This is a genomic window from Antrihabitans stalactiti (genome assembly GCF_012932915.1).
GTDB classification, from domain to species: Bacteria; Actinomycetota; Actinomycetes; order Mycobacteriales; family Mycobacteriaceae; genus Antrihabitans; species Antrihabitans stalactiti.
Window position 1 is genome coordinate 20492 of sequence record NZ_VCQU01000011.1, and the last position, 18092, is coordinate 38583.

The following is an 18092-nucleotide window of genomic DNA, read 5'->3' on the forward strand; positions in this document are numbered from 1 at the left end:
ATCGGTACCCCTGGCTGGTGATCGCGACCGACTACTTCGTCTTGGTCAGGTCGTACACAGTCGCACTACCGACCTTGCTCGTTGGGAAGTTCGCAGCCACCCAGTCCGCAATGTCAGCATGGCCACCTGTTCGTTGCCGCGCAGCGCTCTCGTCCGGGTCCTCCGCCTGCGGCCCGCGTTCGTCGTCACCCTGGCCGCGGCTCTGCACGATGTAGTAGGTCACTTGGCGGTTGCTGACGTAGGCCTTGAACTGGTCGAGGGTCGGTGTCGGGTCGTTCGAGAACCCACCGATGGCCATGACGGCGGTGTTGCTCGACAACTCCAGTCCCGCAGCAGGAGAAGATCGGTCGATCGCCGCTGACCACGTCGTATGCGTGGCAGAGAGCAACGCATCGAGTTCTGGATTGGCAGGTCCCCCACCGAACATCGCGGCCATCGCCGTGTTTCCCCGATTGTCGTCATCTTTGCGAACTGGCCCAACGCTCGGGCTGCCGCCGGTATGTGGCTGGCCCAGCGTCGCGACCGCGTAGGCCGACGAGCCGCCGAATCCCGCGATGACGCCGACGATCACGAGAGTCGAAGTGAACCTACGCAGTGCTTTCAGCGAGCTGAGTGCCACGCCGAGCGCAGCAACGACCGCCACAGCAAGAATGACCCAGCGCAGCCACGGGAACCAGTCCGCATTGCGGTGCAGCAGGACGAATCCCCAGACACCGGCCGCGAGAATGATTGCAGCCGAACCGAACCGGCCAAGCGCGCGGTCGCGAATCGTCCACATCTCGTGCACGCCGATGCCGATCAAACCCGCGATGGCTGGCCCGATCGCGAGCGTGTAGTAGGCATGGATGTTGCCGTTCATGTAACTGAACACCAGTCCGTCGACGATCAGCCACAGGCCGAAAACGAGTGCCGCGCCACGAACCAGGTCGGTGCGTGGCCGCCGTCCGCGCGCGACAAGCACGAGCACGAACGCGAGCAGTGCCGCAGGAAGAAGCCAGCTGATCTCGAAGCCGATCTCACCGCCGAACAACCGGGTCAGGCCGTGTGATTCCGCACCGAATCCGCCGTGTCCACCGCGTGGCAACTCGAAGCCGGCCGGCATCTCGAAGGGCTGTTGAGGATTGCCCGGCCCGCGACCGCCCCCGTGGTTACGACCGAGTATTCGGGCAAAGCCGTTATATCCCAGGACCAGGTTCATGAAGGTGTTGTCCGTCGACCCAGCCATGAATGGGCGCGACGACTCAGGCCACATGATGGTCAGCAGGACGTACCAGCCGGACGACACGAGCAGCGCGCCGAGTGCACCGACCAGATGCAGCAGCCGCTTCGGCAACGACGTCGGCGCGACGATGAGGTACGCCAACCCGAGCGCGGGCAACACCATCAAACCCTCGAGCATCTTCGCCAGGAACGCAAAGCCGAGTGCGACACCGGCAAGTGCGATCCACATCGCGCTCGCGCGTTGCAATGATCGGATGGTGCAATACGCGCCTGCCATCATCAGCAACACCATGACTGCGTCTGGGTTGTTGAAGCGGAACATCATGGCTGCTACCGGTAACAGGGCCAACGCCGAGCCTGCGAGCAAGCCTGCACCCCGGCCACTGACCCGCGCGACCGCTCCATAGAGCAAAGCGACGGCAGCGACGGCCATCAGAGCCTGCGGAACGAGCATGCTCGCGCTACTGAAACCGAAGAGCTGACCGGACAGACCCATCACCCACTGCGAGACCGGCGGTTTGTCGACGGTGATGAAGTTTCCGGTGTCGAGCGAACCGAAGAGCAGGGCTTTCCAGTCCTTCGCACCGGCTTGGGTGGCCCCCGCGTAGAACTGGTTACCCATTCCGTTGATCGTGATGTTCCACAAATAGGCGACCGCGGTACCCACCAGGAGGACGATCAGTCCCACGCGCTCCCACCTGGACTTGGACAGACCCCAATGTCGGTCGTCCGCCTTGTGGACGGGGCCGTCGGTCGGCGCGGAGCTCTCGGTAGGTTCAATAGCAATCGTCGATGTCACCGGAACAGCCTCTATCGGCGAGCGCACCTGGACCTGTGCGCGAGCTGGCAGTTTCCTGCGAGTGGCAAACGGGTATTCACGGGAAGTTCTCAAGTCCCGTCCAGCGTTGCATCAGGACGAAGGATGAGTCTTGGCCTCCAATGGGTCTCGACCGGACAGGAGGCAGACATGGTTACCTCGCTACTGCAGCGCTCGGCCGTCGTACTTCTGCACGGCCAACCTGGCGATGTGTCGGATTGGGCTGCTGTCGCGTCGGCATTGCCCGACGAGGTAGACGTCGTCGTCCTCGATCGGCCGGGATACGGAGCGAACCCGCTGCCACCAGCCACTATCGACGGCAACGCCCGTTGGTTGATCAGCGAACTCGACAAAGCCGGCATCCGCGATGCAATTGTCGTGGGGCATTCCTACGGCGGCGGAGTTGCGCTCGCCGCAGCGGCGCTGGCTCCTGACCGGGTCCGCGGCTTGGTTCTGATCTCCAGCATCGGCCCGAGCTGCTTGAAATGGTGGGACTACCTGTTGGCGGCGCCGATCGTCGGGCCGGTCGCGTCGATCGCCATGTGCGCGATGTTGCCGGGTGCACCGTGGCGTTCGTTCCTTTTCGAGCAGCGCGAATTGGTCCGGTCGCTCGGTCGGTTGCTCGGCCGACTCGATGCGATCGACATGCCGACCCTGATCATCGCCGACCCAGCCGACAGCGTGGTCCCCGTGGCGACCGCACAGCTGCTGAACGAACAATTGCTGGACTCGAAGCTCGAACTCGTCGCCGAGGGCGGCCACAGCCTGCCGAAGACCATCCCGGACACGATTGCGGCGGCGATCGCTGCACACGTCGCCGCTGTGGGAGCACGCCTTTGACCGCACCCCACCCCTCGTGAGTCTTTTAGGAGTCCCTGGACTCCTAAAAGACTCACGACAGTTCGGTTGGGAATACCTGGGTGTCATGGTCGATCGGTAGCGTGCCGAGTATGACGATCAACGGTGTCGATCTACTCGTCCGCCGCGACGATCCGCGGGTGTGCGAAGTGCGTGAGGTCACTGTCGATGAACCGCGAGACGGGCAGGCAGTACTGCGGATTCAGCGGTTTGCCGTTACCGCCAACAACGTCACGTATGCGACTGCGGGCGATGTGCTCGGCTATTGGAAGTTCTTCCCGGTGGACTCCACCTGGGGGCGCGTCCCGGCGTGGGGGTTCGCGGAGGTGGTGGCGTCACGGTCCGAGCTGCTCGACGAAGGCGACCGGCTGTACGGCTTCTGGCCGATGTCTTCGCACGCAACGATCGAACCGACCGGACGCAAGGGCTCCCGGTTGATCGACGCCACCGCCCATCGCGTGCCGTTACCGCCGTTGTACAACGCGTACTTGCCCGCCGGTGCCGAAGATTCGCGGCGCGAAGAGCTCGAATCCTTGCTGCGCCCGCTGTTCGGGACGGCGTGGTTGATCGCAGATTCGTTGGCGCAGGAAGGGTTTCACAACGCAGCGAGCGTGCTGCTGTCGAGCGCATCCAGCAAGACTGCCGCCGCGACGGCGTGGTGCTTGGCTCAGTACGAGCACCGCCCCCAGATCGTCGGCCTGACGTCGGTGCGTAATCGCGAGTTCGTCGAGCGGCTCCCGGGCTACGACGAGACCGTGACCTACGACGACTTGACCACCGCGTCCATCGCCACGCCCGTCGTATTCGTCGACGTTGCCGGAAGTGCAGCGGTCCGGGAGTCGGTGCATCGGCATTGCGAGTCCGACCTCGCCTTCTCCCTCATCGTGGGCAGCACCCACTGGGAAAACCCCGGCGGGTGGAGCGGTAGCGCGGACCTTCCCGGACCGACTCCACAGATGTTCTTCGCCCCTTCACAGGGTGTGAAGCGGGCGGAAGAACTCGGGCGAGGTGAGTTCGTCCGCCTCGTCAGCACAGCGCAGACGGAGTACACCGAGGTCTACGGGAAATCGACCGAAGTACGGCTGGCAACGACACCCGACATGGTCGTGCAGGCGTGGATCGACCAAGTAAACGGCAATACGGACGCCTCGACAGGCATCGTCGCAACGCTGAGTGGATAAGTCTCCGTTGACCTTCCCAACTCCAACCGCGAATGGCTAACCTCCCGCTACGCTCGGCGGATGACGCGCCAGACTATGCCGAAGTCCCGCACTCGATCGGATGAGCACATCGCGTCGCAGGTCGCCGAGTGTCCCGAATTTGCGGGCCTCGACCTCGAAACCATCGAGAAACTCGTCGAACTCGGCACAGTCATCGAGCTAACGAGTGGCGCCACGCTCTACAGCGCTGGACAGCCTTCGGACCGAATCTATGTCGTCACGCACGGTCGCCTTCGCGTCACCTCCAACGAGGTTCTCGTCGGCTACATCGGCAGGCTCCAAACCGTCGGTGAGATGGGCGTTCTCACCGAAGAGCCGCGCACGTCGACGGTGCGCGCGGTCCGCGACAGCGTGATCCTGAGCATCGATGCCGACATCTACCGAGACTTCATGGACAAGCACCCGACGGGATACCGGGCGCTGATGAAGGTGGCGCTGACGCGGCTTCGGCAGGGTCCGCGAGCGAAATCGACAGCGTCGGGCGTCAAGGGAACCTTCGCCGTCATTCCGAGTACTGCCGACGTGCCGGTGCGGGTGTTGGCAGAGACCATGGTCAATCGGCTGTCGGGCTGGCCATCGGCGCGGCTGATCACTGCACAGCACGTCGACGCTGCGCTCGGTGAGGGAACGGCACGCGCACCACTCGACGACGGTGAAGCATCCGCCCGCATCGCCGACTGGCTCGACGACCTCGAACGCACCCATCACTACCTGGTCTTTGCGGCGGACTCCGGCCGCGATCCCTGGGCGGCGCGCTGCCTACACAACGCGGACCGTGTTCTCGTACTCGCCGAGGCGCTCGCGACCCCGGCAGCCGTCCCGGTGCTGGAGGAGTTGCGCAGCCACGGCATGGTCGCCCCAGTCGAGCTCGTCTTGCTTCGCCCAGAAGGCGATTCGTCGCCGCACACGATGGCCTGGCGAGAAGTCACCGGCGCCCGCGCGCATTACTTCGTCCACCCGTGGGAGCGGGCCGAACTCGATTCCCTCGCGCGCCAGGTCACCAACCGCGGCATCACCCTCGTCCTCGGCGGCGGTGGCGCCCGCGGGTTCGCGCACATCGGTCTGGTCCGTGCGCTCGAAGACATGGGCATCCGCGTCGATGTCACCGGCGGGACGAGCATGGGCGCGTTCATGGCGGCATTGGTGGCCTGCGGATACAACAGCATGGACATGACCGAGATCGCGCGCGAGACCTTCGTTCGCGTGAACTACCTCAACGACTGGGCGGTCCCCCGCGCTTCGTTGATCCGCGGTCAAAGGTTCGCGGGCCGGCTGCACGACATCTTCGGCGATCGGACCATCGAGGACCTTCGTCGGACCTTCTTCTGCGTCGGCACGAACATCACGACCGGCCAGGCGAAAATCGCCGATCGCGGTGAGCTGTACCGCTGGCTCGCGGTGAGCATGGCAATCCCAGGTGTTGCGCCGCCGGTCGCGTTCGACGGCGAGTTGCTGTGCGACGGTGGCGTTGTCGACAACCTGCCGATCGACGTGATGCGCGGACTGGAACGTGGCGCCGTCATCGCCTGCAACGTCAGTACCGACGGCGCGCTGCTCGCGCCGGGTGCCGGTCTCGGCGAACCCGACCTGCAGGCGATGCTGAACTGGAAGGGCGCGACGAAAGCACCGTCGCTACCTGAAATCCTGGTCCGGACGGCGATGTTGTCGAGTGCGGTCGCGGTCGAGGCATCGGCGCGCAACGCCGACGTCTACGTCAAGATGCCGGTGCAAGACTTCCGCATTTTCGATTGGAAGGGTCTCGACGCGCTGGTCGAACTCGGTTACGAGCACGGGCGCGCACAGTTGGAGCTACTGCGCGACCGGCTCGTGTGAGGTCGCTGCGTTCGTGATCGAAATGCCGTGCACCTCGGCGCGAGCGACTATTCGCTCGTAGAGGTGATGGTCGACGTCACCGATCGCGCGGATGATTCCGGCGAACTCGCGGTGCTTGTCGTCGGGCATGCGCGCGACGAGGTCGAGCAGCACTTCCCAATATTCGCCGATGAGCGCAGCATCGGTGACCGCGTCGAGCGTCACCGTGTTCGCCATGATCCGCGCAACGGCGGCGCGGTTGTCCTCGCCCATCATGGTGATCAGAAGCAGGACCTGGCCCCACAGATCGCTTTCCTCTGCGGTGCGCAGGATGTTCGCTTGCAGGTGCTTTTCGCGCAGCGCAGGCAAATTCACGACGCGGGCGCGCGAGGAATCCGACATCGCGGCGACGACCGGCAGCACATCCGACCACAGTCCGCGCTGGTCGACAGCACGGATGTAGCCGTCGATGAGTTCCTCGTCCTGGGCAGCGAGAATGTCGCCGAGTTCGCGCTTGAAGCCGTAGCTGACATGGATCAGCAAGGAGAGGAATCCCGACAGCAATCCCTCGGGGTCTTCCTGGACGCGGACGAGCAGGCGTTGCACTCGTTCGGGCGGAAGCATTCTGAAGATGTGGTCTACGCGGTTCTTCGACTCCATCAGGAACGCAACGCGCAGCAGACGACTTTCGTCGTGCAGCGCCTCTTCCACCGCGAGCATCGTGTCGTCGGAGACATAGTCGACGAATCGGCTCATCGTGACCAGGTCGTCTCGCGAATCCAGTTCCAAGGCAACGTCGACGACGAGATCGACCGGGAACAGCCGAATCGCATCGCGAGCACGCCGTGGATCCAGGTGCATACAGACGTCCGCAAGAAACGGCGTTGCCAGTCGTTGCCCGAGAGTGACCACGCGCCGAGCCTGGATCTCCACCGCGACGCCTGCGACCACCATCGGGTCGATGCCTCGGGCAATCTTCGCGGCGAGCACGGTCGGAACGTGTTCGAACACCTGGGCCAGCCGACGAAAGAACGGGCGATCTTCCTCCAGCAAATGTTCGGTCACGGACTCTCGAAGCATTCGCAGCGACTCTGCCGAAGCACCCCCGAGGAACTCGAGTTCGTCTGGCTCGACGCCGAGCACGCGACCGAGCTTGATGACCTCGGCCTGACTTGCCAGCAGACTCATCGTCGTCCTCGCGTCGCAAACTTGTAGATCCGGCCGACCGGCAGGAAGCCCATCGCCTTGTCCATCGCCTGCTGCATCTGCGATCGATGAGTTTCCTTGGCCTGATCGATCAGTCCGGTGAGCCTTGCAACATCGTCGAGGCTCAGGTCACGCAATTCGGCAAGGCTCGATGGTGGCAGCCGCAAAGTGACCGCCAACTGGTTGATGGACGTGACTCGCATCCGCGAAAGCCTAGTCAGCGCCCCACCTGGTCGTGAGTCTTTTCGGAGTCCCTGGACTCCGAAAAGACTCACGAGGAGAGCAGCCTCTATTCTCGTTCGAGCATTTCCGCCGTGCGAAGGAGACCTACGTGCCCGAGGCAATCGATCCCGCCGCGACAGCTTGGCTGCTCGCGAGCACGGCGTTGGTGCTGTTGATGACGCCGGGCCTGGCGATCTTCTACGGCGGCATGGTCCGCACGACCGGCGTTCTCAACATGATCATGATGAGCTTCATCTCGATCCCGCTCGTGACCGTGGCCTGGCTGCTCGCCGGCTACAGCATGGCGTTCTCCGATGACGCGGGTGGCGGGTTCGTCGGCAACCTCGCGCACTTCGGCATGGCTGGGATCGACCCGAACACCGTGCACGGCACCGTTCCTGAATTCTTGTTCGCCACCTTCCAGCTGACGTTCGCGATTATCACCGCGGCGCTGGTGAGCGGTGCGATCGCCGATCGCGCGAAGTTCTCGGCGTGGATGATCTTCGTTCCCGTGTGGGCGATCGTGGTCTACTCCCCTGTCGCGCATTGGGTGTGGGGTACGGGTGGCTGGCTCGCAAAGTTCGGCGCGCTCGACTACGCGGGTGGCCTGGTCGTCGAAATCGTCTCCGGCTCTTCGGCGCTCGCGCTTGCACTCGTCCTCGGACCGCGCATCGGTTTCAAGACCGAAGCGATGCGACCCCACAACCTGCCGTTCGTTCTGCTCGGTGTCGGGCTGCTCTGGTTCGGCTGGTTCGGTTTCAACGCCGGTTCCGCTCTCGCCGCCAACGGCACGGCAGCGGCGATCTTCCTCAACACGCTGATCGCGGGCTGCCTGGGAATGCTCGGCTGGCTCGCGGTCGAGCAGATCCGCGACGGTCGGCCGACGACGTTCGGTGCCGCATCGGGTGTCGTGGCTGGACTCGTTGCCATCACTCCGTCGTGTGGCTACATCACAGTGCTCGGCTCGCTCATCGTCGGCCTGGCCGCCGGTGTCGTGTGTTCGTTCGCCGTCGGCTGGAAGTTCAAGGCCGGCTACGACGATTCGCTCGACGTGGTCGGAGTCCACTTCGTCGGCGGTGTCGTGGGCGTCTTCCTCATCGGACTGCTCGCCGCGAACGTTATGACCGGCGGTCCGGAAGGCCTGCTGTTCGGTGGCGGACTGGCGCAGCTCGGCAAGCAGTTGGTCGCCATCCCAGTTGTGGCGATTTACGCCTTCGCTGTGTCGTACGGGATCGGCAAACTCATCGACGCGACCATCGGCTTCCGTGTGTCTGCCGAGGACGAGAACGCCGGCATCGACTTCGCGCAGCATGCCGAGACCGCCTACTCCGAAGGCGTGCACGGGCACCAGGCGAAGCGTCCGAACCCCGGTGGCTTCGGCGCCCATTAGGGTTGGCCATTGTTGGTTAACAGCGTTACGCTAGCGCCGTTAACTTCGCGCAGCAGCGCCGACAACGGGGGTCACCTTGCTCAACCGAATCGCCTCGCTCGCCATTCACCGACCAAAATGGGTTCTCGCCGCTGCGCTTCTCATCGCGGTGTTGTCGATCGTGTTCGGGTCGTCGGTCGCAGCTCATCTGAAAGCAGGCGGGTTCGTCGCGCCCGATGCCGAATCGACCCAGGCGACCGACCTTCTTGCTGAGAAATTCCATGGTGGCGAGCCGAATCTCATCTTGATGGTGACCGCTCCGGACGGCGTGGACAGCCAAGCTGCGCGCGACGTCGGCAACCGAATCGCAGCCGAACTCGCCACCGAGTCCGACGTCTCAGCGATCCAGTCCTATTGGGCGTTGCCGGACAATGTGAAGTCAGCGCTGCGCAGCGAGGACGGCAAAAGCGCAGTTGTTGCGGCACGGGTTGCAGGCGACGACACCGTCGCACCGCAGCGCGGCGGTGAGATCGCCGAGAAACTCAGCGGGACCACCGACGGTGTGGAAGTGCGCGCGGGCGGCTTCACCGTGGTGTTCAACCAGATCAACAGCCAGATCACCAAAGACCTCGCGATCGCCGAAGCGATCGCCATACCGCTGACGCTCCTGCTGCTCATCTGGGTGTTCGGCAGCGTGGTCGCTGCCGCATTACCGCTGATGATCGGCCTTTTCGCGATCGTGACAACCTTGGCGAGCCTTCGGATCATTGCCGAGTTGACCGACGTGTCGGTATTCGCCCTCAACATGGTGACCGCCATGGGGCTGGCGCTGGCCATCGACTACAGCCTGTTCATCGTGAGCAGGTATCGGGAAGAACTCGCCCGCGGTCTCGAACCTGAGCAAGCCGTTCGCCGCGCGGTCCAGACAGCCGGTCGAACCGTCGTGTTCTCGGCTTTGACGGTCGCGCTGTCGCTCGCCGCACTCGCTGTGTTCCCGCTCTACTTCCTCAAATCGTTCGCCTATGCCGGTCTGGCCGTCGTCGGCACGGCAGCCGTGGCGTCGATCCTGATCTTGCCTGCGGCATTGATTCTGCTCGGCCAGCGGGTGAATTCACTCGACGTCCGTGTCCCGGTCAAGCGCCTGTTCGGCCGCGCGCAGAAAGAGTCGGTCGTTCCAGAGGAAAGCTTCTGGTACCGGTTCGTGACCGGTGTGACGCACCGCGCGGCAATCGTCGGCGTCGCGGTCATCGTCGTGCTCCTGCTCCTCGGTGCGCCGTTTCTCTCGGTCAAGTTCGGTCTGCCGGACGACCGCGTGAACCAGCCTTCTGCATCGAGCCGACAGGTCGGCGACGAGCTGAGAGCCGATTTCCCCGCGAACATCGGCGCCACCATCGCCGCGATCCTGCCGGACTTCCACGGCGACAAAGCCGAATTGGGCGACTACGCGAAGCAGTTGTCGAAGGTGGACGGTGTCACGAATGTGGTGTCGGCCGCAGGCGTGTACGTCAACGGGAATCTCGTTCCGACACCACCCATTCCGGGGTTCGCAGTCGACGACGCAGCCCAGTTCACCATCAGCACCAAGGTGGCGCCGTTCTCGAGCGCTGGAGAGGCGCAGATCGACGCCCTCCGCGCCACACCTGCCCCGGGAGGTACGGCGCTGTTCACGGGTGCAGCCGCCATCAACCAGGACGGACTCGACGCCATCGGCGAGAAGCTGCTGCTGGCGTTCGGCTTGATCGCGCTGACAACTTTCATCCTGCTGTTCTTGTTCACCGGGAGCGTCGTCCTGCCCCTCAAGGCGCTTGTGCTCAACACGTTGTCATTGACGGCGGCGTTCGGCGCGATGGTCTGGATCTTCCAGGAAGGGCATTTGTCCGGCCTGCTGGGTTTCACTGCGACGGGATACCTCGTCGCCACGATGCCCATCCTGATGTTCTGCGTCGCGTTCGGAATGTCGATGGACTACGAGGTCTTCCTGCTATCCCGAGTACGAGAAGAATGGCTCGCCTCGGGTAAAACTGCAGCGGACAACACCCATGCCGTCGCCATCGGCGTAGCCCGGACCGGTCGAATCATCACGGCCGCAGCCGCATTGATGGCCATCGTGTTCTTCGCGATGGTGTCGTCGAAGATCTCGTTCATCCAGATGTTCGGGCTCGGACTCACGTTGACGGTCCTTGCCGACGCCACCTTGATTCGCATGGTTTTGGTGCCTGCATTGATGCAGTTGATGGGCCGGGCCAACTGGTGGGCTCCCAAACCGCTCGTCGCATTGCACTCGCGGATCGGTCTTCACGAAGAGCCTGCCCACGTCGAAGAGAAGCTCCAGACATGACGGTGCGCATCCGCAGGCAACGGGCCGCGCGGGGTTCGGGCGATCAGCTCCGTGCCGAAATTCTCGCGACCACTCGCGACCTTCTCGCCCGCACCGGCAGCGCGGAGGACGTATCGATCCGTGCGGTCGCCGAAGTGGTCGGTGTGAGTCCGCCTTCGATCTACCGGCACTTCGCCGACAAGGACGAGCTGATCGCTGCCGTGGTGGCTGAGCTGTTCGAGGAGCTCAGCGACGTGCTGGTCAAGGCCGGTGCGGCCGCCGCAGACGCTGCCGGTCGCCTCGAACGGCAGGGCCTGGCGTATGTGCAGTTCGCTCGCGCGCACCCCGAGGAGTACCGACTCGCGACGATGCAACCAGCGTGCGCAGGAGGCGCGGTAGACGAGGTGCTTGGCTCCAGCGCGTTCAACCACTTCGTCGCGAGCGTGCAGGACTGCATCGACGACGGTTTCTTCGCCGCCGGTGACACCACCCAGATCGCTCTGGAGATGTGGGCGGTGGCCCACGGCATCGCGTCGCTGCAGATAGCGAAGCCATACCTGCCATGGGGTGATCTCGACGAGTCCGCGAGTCGCGTCCTCGAAACTGCCTGCCTCGGAAGGGCGAATCGATGAGCGCGTTCTACATTCCCGATCCCGACAATCCTGCGCGGTTCGAATCGACGGACCTCACGATAGGTCCGTGGTCACCGAATGCACAGCACGGGGGTCCGCCGTCAGCGCTGCTAGGGCATGCGATCGAGCGCTGCGAGCCCCGCGAGGGCTTCCAGGTCGGGCGAGTGGCCGTGGAGATTCTCGGTCCGGTGCCGGTCGCGTCGCTGGAGGTCCGTGCACGGGTGACACGGCCGGGTCGCAGCGTCGAGCTGATCGAAGCCGAGCTGGTCAGCGACCGCGGTCCGGTGATGAAGGCGAATGCATGGCGGTTCAAGACGGCCGAACCGCCACTCGACATCGACGAGTCGCTCCTGCCGGTCGGCAACAGACCAGGTCCCGAGCAGGCGCGAGCGCACCCATTCCCGTCGGACTTGCCGGTCGGATTCCACACCGCGATCGACTACCGCTTCGTCTCCGGCTCGTTCGACGATCCAGGTCCGGCGGTCTGCTGGATTCGGCTCCGCCATCCCATCGTCGAAGGCTTCGAACCGAGCCCGCTCGAACGCACCCTTGCCGCTGCAGATTCCGGCAACGGAGTCAGCGCCGTTCTCGACTGGTCGAAGTATCTGTTCATCAACACGGACCTGACGGTCACGCTGCATCGCATGCCAGTCGGCGAGTGGATTTGCCTCGATGCAGCGACGTACCCGCAACCGCACGGGATCGGTCTCGCGGAGTCGTCGTTGTTCGACGAGACCGGTCCGATCGGGCGATCGACGCAGGCCCTGCTGCTCGGTCGTCGCTAAAGCTCGCTGCGTTTGACCGTTCCGCTCAGCATCGCGCGTTCGACCAGGCCGGCGCGTTTCTGGTTCTGCGGGAGATCGTCGACCCCGAACTTGGCGAACAGCGAACGCAAATGGGTTTTGACGGTTTCAATCCCGACCCCCAGTTCGTCGGCGATCTGCTGATTCGATGCGGGATTGCCGAAGCCCGCTTTGTTCTTGTAGGGCCGGCACATCGCGATCAATACTCGCGTCTCCGCACTTGTCAGCGGCTGCAGTGCACCAAGTTTCGATCCGTCGTTCGTGACGCCTTCATCGATGCCCAGGGTGCCGACGAAGGCGATCGTCGTCGTCCCCACCCGGATCATGTCGCCCTGATGCAACCGGCGGCTGCCGGTCAATCGCTCGTCGTTGACGAAGGTGCCGTTGCGAGACATGTTGTCGTCGTTGACAACCCAGTAGTGCCCGATCCATTCGAGAATCGCGTGCAATTGCGAGACTTCCGGGTCCCATGACAACGAGACGTCCGCGCGCGGCGACCGACCGACTACGAGCCGGGGCTTGTTCGGCGACAGCAGAACCTCCTGCCGCGAACCTTGTTCGTCGGCGTACAGCAGGCGGGTCATCCCCGGTTGCGTGCTCACGCCTTTTTCGCCGCCGCTTTCGCTTCCTTTTTGAATGCCCGGACCTGCAGCAGCGATTCGGCATCGACGACGTCGGCTATCGAACGACTCGATCCCTCGTCGCCATACGCGCCCGCAGCCGCACGCCATCCCGTCGGCTGCACGCCGATCTGCTTGCCCAGCAAGGCGAGGAAGATCCGCGCCTTCTGATCCCCGTAGCCGGGCAGCGCCTTGAGCCGGCGCAGAACCTCTCGCCCATCGGGATCCCCTTCGGTCCAGATGGCCGCGGTATTGCCGTCGTAGTGCTCGACGATGTACTGGCTGAGCGCGTGGATCCGCTTGCCCATCGACCCAGGAAAGCGGTGCACCGCAGGGGGTGTGGTGCACAGCGCGACGAATTTGTCTTCATCCGTCTCGGCAATGCGGTGCACGTCGAGGCCACCCATGCGGTCCGCGATCTTCTTCGGGCCGAGAAACGCGACCTCCATCGGAATCTGCTGGTCCAGCAGCATGCCGATGAGCAGCGCCAGCGGATCAGCTGCGAGCAGCTCGTCCGCTTCCTTGTCGCCGACCAGATTCAGCGTCACAGTCACATTGTCTCCCCAAAATTAGGTGTTCAGAAGCTTCTCCGCCGCTGCGACCAGCACACACGTCGCGACTCCATCCATCGCCTTCGCGAGTTGGTCCAGCGATGGGAAGCTCGGGGCAAGCCGGATGTTGCGATCGTCAGGATCTTTGCCGTACGGGAACGCCGACCCGGCGGGCGTCAACGCAATCCCCGCCTCCTTGGCAAGCGCAACGGTCCGGGTGGCCGTCCCATCGAGCACATCGAGACTGATGAAGTAGCCGCCTTTGGGCTCGGTCCAGGACGCGACCTTCGAGGCGCCGAGGCGGTCGTCGAGGATCTCTCGTACCAGCGCGAACTTCGGTGCGAGGATCTCGCGATGCTTCGCCATGTGCGCGCGGACGCCGTCAGCGTCACCGAAGAAGCGAGCGTGCCGCAGCTGATTGAGCTTGTCGGGGCCGATGCTCTGTTTGCCCGAATGCTGTTGGTACCACTTCAGATTCGCATCCGATGCGCCGAAGAAGCTGACGCCGGAGCCTGCGAAGGTGATCTTCGAGGTGGACGCGAACACCAGTGGCCGGTTCGCGTGTCCCGCAGCCGCGGCGAGACCCAGCACGTCGATCGCCGGGGCGACTTCTTCGACGAGCGGATGGACCGCGTAGGCGTTGTCCCAGTAGAGGCGGAAATCAGGCGCAGCGGTCGGCATCGATACCAGCGCGCGCACCACTTCCTCGGAGTAGACCGCACCGGTCGGGTTCGAGTACGTCGGAACCGCCCACAAGCCTTTGATCGCTGGGTCGGTCGCAACCAACTCTTCGATCGCGTGGACGTCGGGTCCGTCGTGGCGCATGGGGATTGTCAGCATCTCGAAGCCGAACGATTCGGTAATCGCGAAGTGTCGGTCGTAACCGGGAGCCGGACACAAGAACTTGCGAACTGGCTCGGCAACCCAGGGCCGCTCCGAATCGGCATTGCCGAAGAAGAGCGAGTACACGATGTTGTCGTGCATCACCTCGAGGCTGGCGTTGTTCGCCGCAAGCAGGTTCGATGCCGGAATACCCAGCAGCTCACCGAAGATGGTGCGGATCTCCGCAATCCCCGTCAGTCCGCCGTAGTTGCGGCAATCGGTGCCGTCGGCGGCGCGGAAGTCATCGGGACCCGGCAGCGAGAGCAGCCCGGCCGAGAGGTCCAGCTGCTCGGGCGACGGCTTGCCGCGGGTGAGGTCGAGGGTCAGCTTCTCCGTCTTGAGCTGCGCATAGTTCGCCTTCTGACGATCGTGCTCGGCGGCGAGTTCTTCTGGGCTCATCAGACCGTACTGAGTCTGGGTGGGCATCCTCGAGCGACCTTTCGACAGCGCGGACGATTCGAGTAGCCACGTTACCTGGAGACCTGCTGACGACCGCAGCGAATAAAAGGGACCCCGCGCACCCGGCAGAGCCCGTTGACCCTTGCTGCCTTCCGGCCCTGGGGGAGTTCACAGGATGCGCGCCGCGCGGGATCCGTTTGAAAGTGTAGCGGGGCCCGGTCCGGCCCTGTGCAGGGGTGGTTGGTGCCTACGCCGCATGGCAATTTGTAACCCGCAGACGCAATTGCATCTGCGGCGAACAAAACGGGGTGCGGGGTGACGATTGTCGGTTCGGGCGGTCGAGCCGGTAGACCTCGACGGAGGATTCGCCCATTCAACACAGAGCCGCAGGCCACTAGGCGGATCCGGAGCCGGAAAGTACCGCAGCGTAGCTGCTGTAGACTCACCGGCGGAGGATTCGCCTAGTGGCCTATGGCGCTCGCCTGGAACGCGGGTTGGGTTAACGCCCTCAGGGGTTCAAATCCCCTATCCTCCGCCAAAAGTAGTTCATTCGAACCCGACCTAAACGAAAGTTTGGGTCGGGTTTGTTTGTGCCGGTGGAAGCTGAGCAGAACGCCACTCGGCGACCGTCTGCGCTGGTCAGATACGGAATCTTCTTCCGGCTCATCACTCGGCGTCGCTGCGGTCGTCTCCTCGACGTCAACGACACCCTCACCGAAAATTCGGCGTACCCGCGCCTTGCGCTCCTCAATTGTGGTCTGTTCGTCCCGAGCCAACAGCTGCACGAACGGTTCCTGCAGCTCAGCATCCTCAACACTGCCGTCCTCAGCTATGTACAGCCGAGAGAAGAAGCCTTGGTTCATCATGCGCCGGGTGGGTGGTTTGGCCACTTCGTACAGCCGGGCACAGTGCTGAGCAATGTCCAGCGCTCGTTCGAGTTGTTGGTCAAGATCGGTCAGCGACAGCCTGGCGGCTGCCTCTGCCGTCTCAGCATTGTTCAGTTCGCGGGTCAGGCGATCCATTTCGCGCTTGAGCATGTCGAGCGGGATGGCACCGATGTAGTGGGCTTCAAGCAGCTTGGCCCGTTCCCGCTCAACCTTTTGCTTCTGCTGCTTGGCACCAGCAATGTCGCGAGCCGCCGTATCCCGGCTGCTGGCCAGTTCTTCTCGGACCACAGCCCTGATCTTGTCGGCTCGTTCTTGGCTGAGCTGTAGACAGCCGTAGAAATCGATGACTCCGGCTTCGACCGCTGCCAGCTTGACGTAGCGCCGCGGACAGGGGTTCTTCCTATCCTTCTTCCCCATGCAGAAGAAGTATTCGTATGTGCCACCGCTTTTGCCGGTGTTGCGCGAGTACACCAGTCGGGTGCCGCAGCCACCGCACCAGATCGAGCCCTTGAGGTAGTGCGGGTGGCGCCGGTCTTTTTCGCCAGCAAAGTTGTGCGCGGCCAGAACATCTTGCACACGTAGCCAGGTATCCATCGTGACCAGCGGTTCCTGGCTGCCCTGGTGGTAGACGCCCTTGTACGCGATGATCCCGACGAAATACGGATTCGTCAGCAGCTTATGCAGGCTGCCGATGCCGAGGGTTTTGCTCGGCCGCTTGGGGCCGGCACGGGTCGTCAGGCCCTTGGCTTCGAGAATGTCGGCGAGCGATGACAGCGTCCAGTCGCCAGTGGCGTACTCCTCGAACGCCCAGCGCATCAGCGGCCCGCGTTCCGGATCGACCTCAACCCAGCGCACGTCAGCCGATCCACGGATTTCGCGCTTGTTCAGATACCCGAGCGGTGCCTGACCTGGCGTACCGCCCTGGTCGAGCTTGGTGGTCAGGCCCTTGACGACCTCGGTAGCGAGATTATTTGAGTAGTAGTGAGCCATGCCGCGATACATCTGCAGGTTGAGCTTGCCAGCGGGAGTGTCATCGACATGCTCGGCGACCGACACGATATGCGCTCCAGCATTCTCGATGGCCATGTCGATGGCGTAGTCAGCCTTTTTCGATCTGGACAGCCGGTCGAGCTTGTGAACGATGACATGGCTGATCTTGCCGCTCTCAAGATCGCGCAGCAGCCGTTGGAATTCTGGACGCCGGGTGGTTGTGCCGGTATAGCCAAGTTCGGGATATTCCTCTAGAACCGGCAAGCCCAATTCGGCGGCCTTGCGCCGGGTTGCCTCGCGTTGGTACGGAATCGAGTACCCCTCCGCTCCGCCACCGACCCGCGCCTGCTCTTCGGTGCTGACGCGGAGGTAAATACCGGCCCGCCCCACCGTGGCTCGCCGCCGCAACATCTCCGGCGTGACCAGTTCCACCCCGCTGTCGAACCTGCCGCTGCGCAGTCCCTCGACCAAGCTGGTGCGCGATCCGGCGTAGATGGCAGCCGATTGCGCTGATCGCTGACCAGCTTCGGACGGCACCCGCAGGTCATCGGCGACGCCTTGCTCAGCCTCGGTGTAAATGGGCAGTCCATCATCGCGGTGGGTCATGCGGGAACTCCTTGCGCTATCTCACCATGTACGGCGGATTCGGAGGTACGCAGGCTATCTGATAAGGCGCCCGTTCGGTAGGCCCTCCGACACGAAAACCGTTGCCGTGGCCCACTGTTGATCGGTAGCCCCATGATCGTCAGCCGAACTTTCATGGCGGTAAGCGACACTCGGCAGGCACTGGCAAGGGCTTCCGGTGTCCGCAGCCCATCGCCCCAGAGGCGGTATACGGCACGCTTGCTCATCAGGAGACACCCAGCGAAATGGTCGCAGACGCGCTCAATCTGCTGATCGGTCAGCTGCCGGTAAGCACGCCCACTGCCAGCATCGATGATGTGTTTCAGTTCGTGTGCCAGCGTAAAACGTTGCCGAGCAGCGGATTCAGAGGCGTCGAGTTGAACGATCCACCGACCAGCTTGGTAGCTGCTACTGCCGGAGTGGTGGTCGTCTGACTCGAAACTGGAACGCACGATTTCCATGCGGGTCAGGCTGGTCAGCGCTGCCTCTTGAATCGAGCGCTGGTCGGCGCCAAGCGCCTGCGCAAGTCGGTTGGCTTGGTGTTCGGCAACGGTGATGGCTTCGTCGTAGGTGAGCGCGCGGCGTGGCAGGATGCGACGTACCTCGGTAAGTGTGAGTTGTTTTTGTGGTGTCATGACGACCTCCTTTCCGGTGGTTGGTTG

15 protein-coding genes, 1 tRNA gene, 1 other RNA gene and 1 pseudogene are annotated in these 18092 nt (G+C 63.5%); 9 read left to right on the plus strand and 9 right to left on the minus strand.

The features are described 5' to 3' along the window. Positions 1 to 31: 31 nt before the first annotated feature. Entirely contained in the window at positions 32 to 1909 is a 1878-nt protein-coding gene (locus tag FGL95_RS25820) for an ArnT family glycosyltransferase (protein ID WP_338080024.1), read from the minus strand. A 279-nt stretch (positions 1910 to 2188) separates the two neighbouring features. On the opposite strand from FGL95_RS25820, the gene FGL95_RS25825 reads away from it, so the two are divergent. The 3 genes from FGL95_RS25825 to FGL95_RS25835 all read left to right on the plus strand — a co-directional run bounded on the left by FGL95_RS25825 (position 2189) and on the right by FGL95_RS25835 (position 5949). Next, entirely contained in the window at positions 2189 to 2878 is a 690-nt protein-coding gene (locus FGL95_RS25825; RefSeq protein ID WP_169592775.1) for an alpha/beta fold hydrolase, read from the plus strand. A gap of 110 nt (positions 2879 to 2988) precedes the next feature. Further along, on the plus strand, positions 2989 to 4077 hold the full coding sequence (locus FGL95_RS25830) for a DUF2855 family protein (RefSeq protein WP_169592777.1): 1089 nt from the start codon (positions 2989 to 2991) through the stop codon (positions 4075 to 4077). A gap of 60 nt (positions 4078 to 4137) precedes the next feature. Then, positions 4138 to 5949, plus strand: a complete 1812-nt coding sequence (locus tag FGL95_RS25835) for a patatin-like phospholipase family protein (protein ID WP_169592780.1) — start codon at positions 4138 to 4140, stop codon at positions 5947 to 5949. On the opposite strand, the gene FGL95_RS25840 is transcribed toward FGL95_RS25835, so the two are convergent. Together FGL95_RS25840 and FGL95_RS25845 are read right to left on the minus strand one after the other, a co-directional pair. After that, a complete protein-coding gene (locus FGL95_RS25840) occupies positions 5926 to 7116 on the minus strand; it encodes a hypothetical protein (protein ID WP_169592782.1) in 1191 nt (396 codons plus the stop codon). The genes FGL95_RS25835 and FGL95_RS25840 overlap by 24 nt on opposite strands. Beyond that, complete coding sequence (locus FGL95_RS25845) at positions 7113 to 7337, minus strand: hypothetical protein (RefSeq protein ID WP_169592785.1); 225 nt, start codon at positions 7335 to 7337, stop codon at positions 7113 to 7115. Before FGL95_RS25845 ends, FGL95_RS25840 begins: the two co-directional genes overlap by 4 nt. A 128-nt stretch (positions 7338 to 7465) precedes the next feature. On the opposite strand from FGL95_RS25845, the gene FGL95_RS25850 reads away from it, so the two are divergent. The 4 genes from FGL95_RS25850 (at position 7466) to FGL95_RS25865 (ending at position 12459) form a co-directional block, all read left to right on the plus strand. Continuing rightward, entirely contained in the window at positions 7466 to 8746 is a 1281-nt protein-coding gene (locus FGL95_RS25850; RefSeq protein ID WP_169592788.1) for an ammonium transporter, read from the plus strand. A 76-nt stretch (positions 8747 to 8822) separates the two neighbouring features. Next, positions 8823 to 11063 carry an MMPL family transporter gene (locus FGL95_RS25855; RefSeq protein ID WP_169592790.1) on the plus strand — a complete coding sequence of 747 codons (2241 nt, stop codon included), beginning with the start codon at positions 8823 to 8825 and terminating at the stop codon, positions 11061 to 11063. Further along, a complete protein-coding gene (locus FGL95_RS25860; protein ID WP_169592793.1) occupies positions 11060 to 11674 on the plus strand; it encodes a TetR/AcrR family transcriptional regulator in 615 nt (204 codons plus the stop codon). The genes FGL95_RS25855 and FGL95_RS25860 overlap by 4 nt, the downstream gene beginning before the upstream one ends. Then, on the plus strand, positions 11671 to 12459 hold the full coding sequence (locus tag FGL95_RS25865) for a thioesterase family protein (protein WP_169592796.1): 789 nt from the start codon (positions 11671 to 11673) through the stop codon (positions 12457 to 12459). The genes FGL95_RS25860 and FGL95_RS25865 overlap by 4 nt, the downstream gene beginning before the upstream one ends. Here FGL95_RS25865 and FGL95_RS25870 read toward each other — a convergent pair. From FGL95_RS25870 to ffs, 4 genes are all read right to left on the minus strand, one after another. Next, positions 12456 to 13061, minus strand: coding sequence for an FHA domain-containing protein (locus tag FGL95_RS25870; RefSeq protein ID WP_169593132.1), 606 nt, complete (start codon positions 13059 to 13061; stop codon positions 12456 to 12458). The two genes, FGL95_RS25865 and FGL95_RS25870, sit on opposite strands and share 4 nt — an antisense overlap. A gap of 14 nt (positions 13062 to 13075) precedes the next feature. After that, positions 13076 to 13651: an HhH-GPD-type base excision DNA repair protein gene (locus FGL95_RS25875; protein ID WP_169592799.1), complete on the minus strand. Its 576-nt coding sequence runs from the start codon at positions 13649 to 13651 to the stop codon at positions 13076 to 13078. Positions 13652 to 13666: 15 nt separating this feature from the next. Further along, entirely contained in the window at positions 13667 to 14956 is a 1290-nt protein-coding gene (locus FGL95_RS25880) for an aspartate aminotransferase type Ic (RefSeq protein ID WP_169592802.1), read from the minus strand. A gap of 76 nt (positions 14957 to 15032) precedes the next feature. Beyond that, positions 15033 to 15127: signal recognition particle sRNA small type (gene ffs, locus FGL95_RS25885), an RNA gene on the minus strand. Between the two features lie 252 nt (positions 15128 to 15379). On the opposite strand from ffs, the gene FGL95_RS25890 reads away from it, so the two are divergent. Both FGL95_RS25890 and FGL95_RS25895 read left to right on the plus strand, forming a co-directional pair. Then, a tRNA-Ser gene (locus FGL95_RS25890) sits at positions 15380 to 15467 on the plus strand. A 58-nt stretch (positions 15468 to 15525) separates the two neighbouring features. Continuing rightward, positions 15526 to 16143: a hypothetical protein gene (locus FGL95_RS25895; RefSeq protein ID WP_169592804.1), complete on the plus strand. Its 618-nt coding sequence runs from the start codon at positions 15526 to 15528 to the stop codon at positions 16141 to 16143. 21 nt (positions 16144 to 16164) lie between these two features. Here FGL95_RS25895 and FGL95_RS33195 read toward each other — a convergent pair. Both FGL95_RS33195 and FGL95_RS25910 read right to left on the minus strand, forming a co-directional pair. After that, positions 16165 to 17412, minus strand: a pseudogene (locus FGL95_RS33195) (recombinase family protein); the annotation flags it as partial. Next, a complete protein-coding gene (locus FGL95_RS25910; RefSeq protein WP_169592807.1) occupies positions 17409 to 18065 on the minus strand; it encodes an ImmA/IrrE family metallo-endopeptidase in 657 nt (218 codons plus the stop codon). The pseudogene FGL95_RS33195 and the gene FGL95_RS25910, both read right to left, overlap by 4 nt. Positions 18066 to 18092: the final 27 nt, after the last annotated feature.

Coding starts and splice junctions, on each gene's coding strand:
- FGL95_RS25825 (WP_169592775.1), top strand. CDS start 2,189: ATGGTTACCTCGCTACTGCAGCGCTCGGCCGTCGTACTTCTGCACGGC.
- FGL95_RS25830 (WP_169592777.1), top strand. CDS start 2,989: ATGACGATCAACGGTGTCGATCTACTCGTCCGCCGCGACGATCCGCGG.
- FGL95_RS25835 (WP_169592780.1), top strand. CDS start 4,138: ATGACGCGCCAGACTATGCCGAAGTCCCGCACTCGATCGGATGAGCAC.
- FGL95_RS25840 (WP_169592782.1), bottom strand. CDS start 7,116: ATGAGTCTGCTGGCAAGTCAGGCCGAGGTCATCAAGCTCGGTCGCGTG.
- FGL95_RS25845 (WP_169592785.1), bottom strand. CDS start 7,337: ATGCGAGTCACGTCCATCAACCAGTTGGCGGTCACTTTGCGGCTGCCA.
- FGL95_RS25860 (WP_169592793.1), top strand. CDS start 11,060: ATGACGGTGCGCATCCGCAGGCAACGGGCCGCGCGGGGTTCGGGCGAT.
- FGL95_RS25865 (WP_169592796.1), top strand. CDS start 11,671: ATGAGCGCGTTCTACATTCCCGATCCCGACAATCCTGCGCGGTTCGAA.
- FGL95_RS25870 (WP_169593132.1), bottom strand. CDS start 13,061: ATGACCCGCCTGCTGTACGCCGACGAACAAGGTTCGCGGCAGGAGGTT.
- FGL95_RS25880 (WP_169592802.1), bottom strand. CDS start 14,956: ATGCCCACCCAGACTCAGTACGGTCTGATGAGCCCAGAAGAACTCGCC.
- FGL95_RS25910 (WP_169592807.1), bottom strand. CDS start 18,065: ATGACACCACAAAAACAACTCACACTTACCGAGGTACGTCGCATCCTG.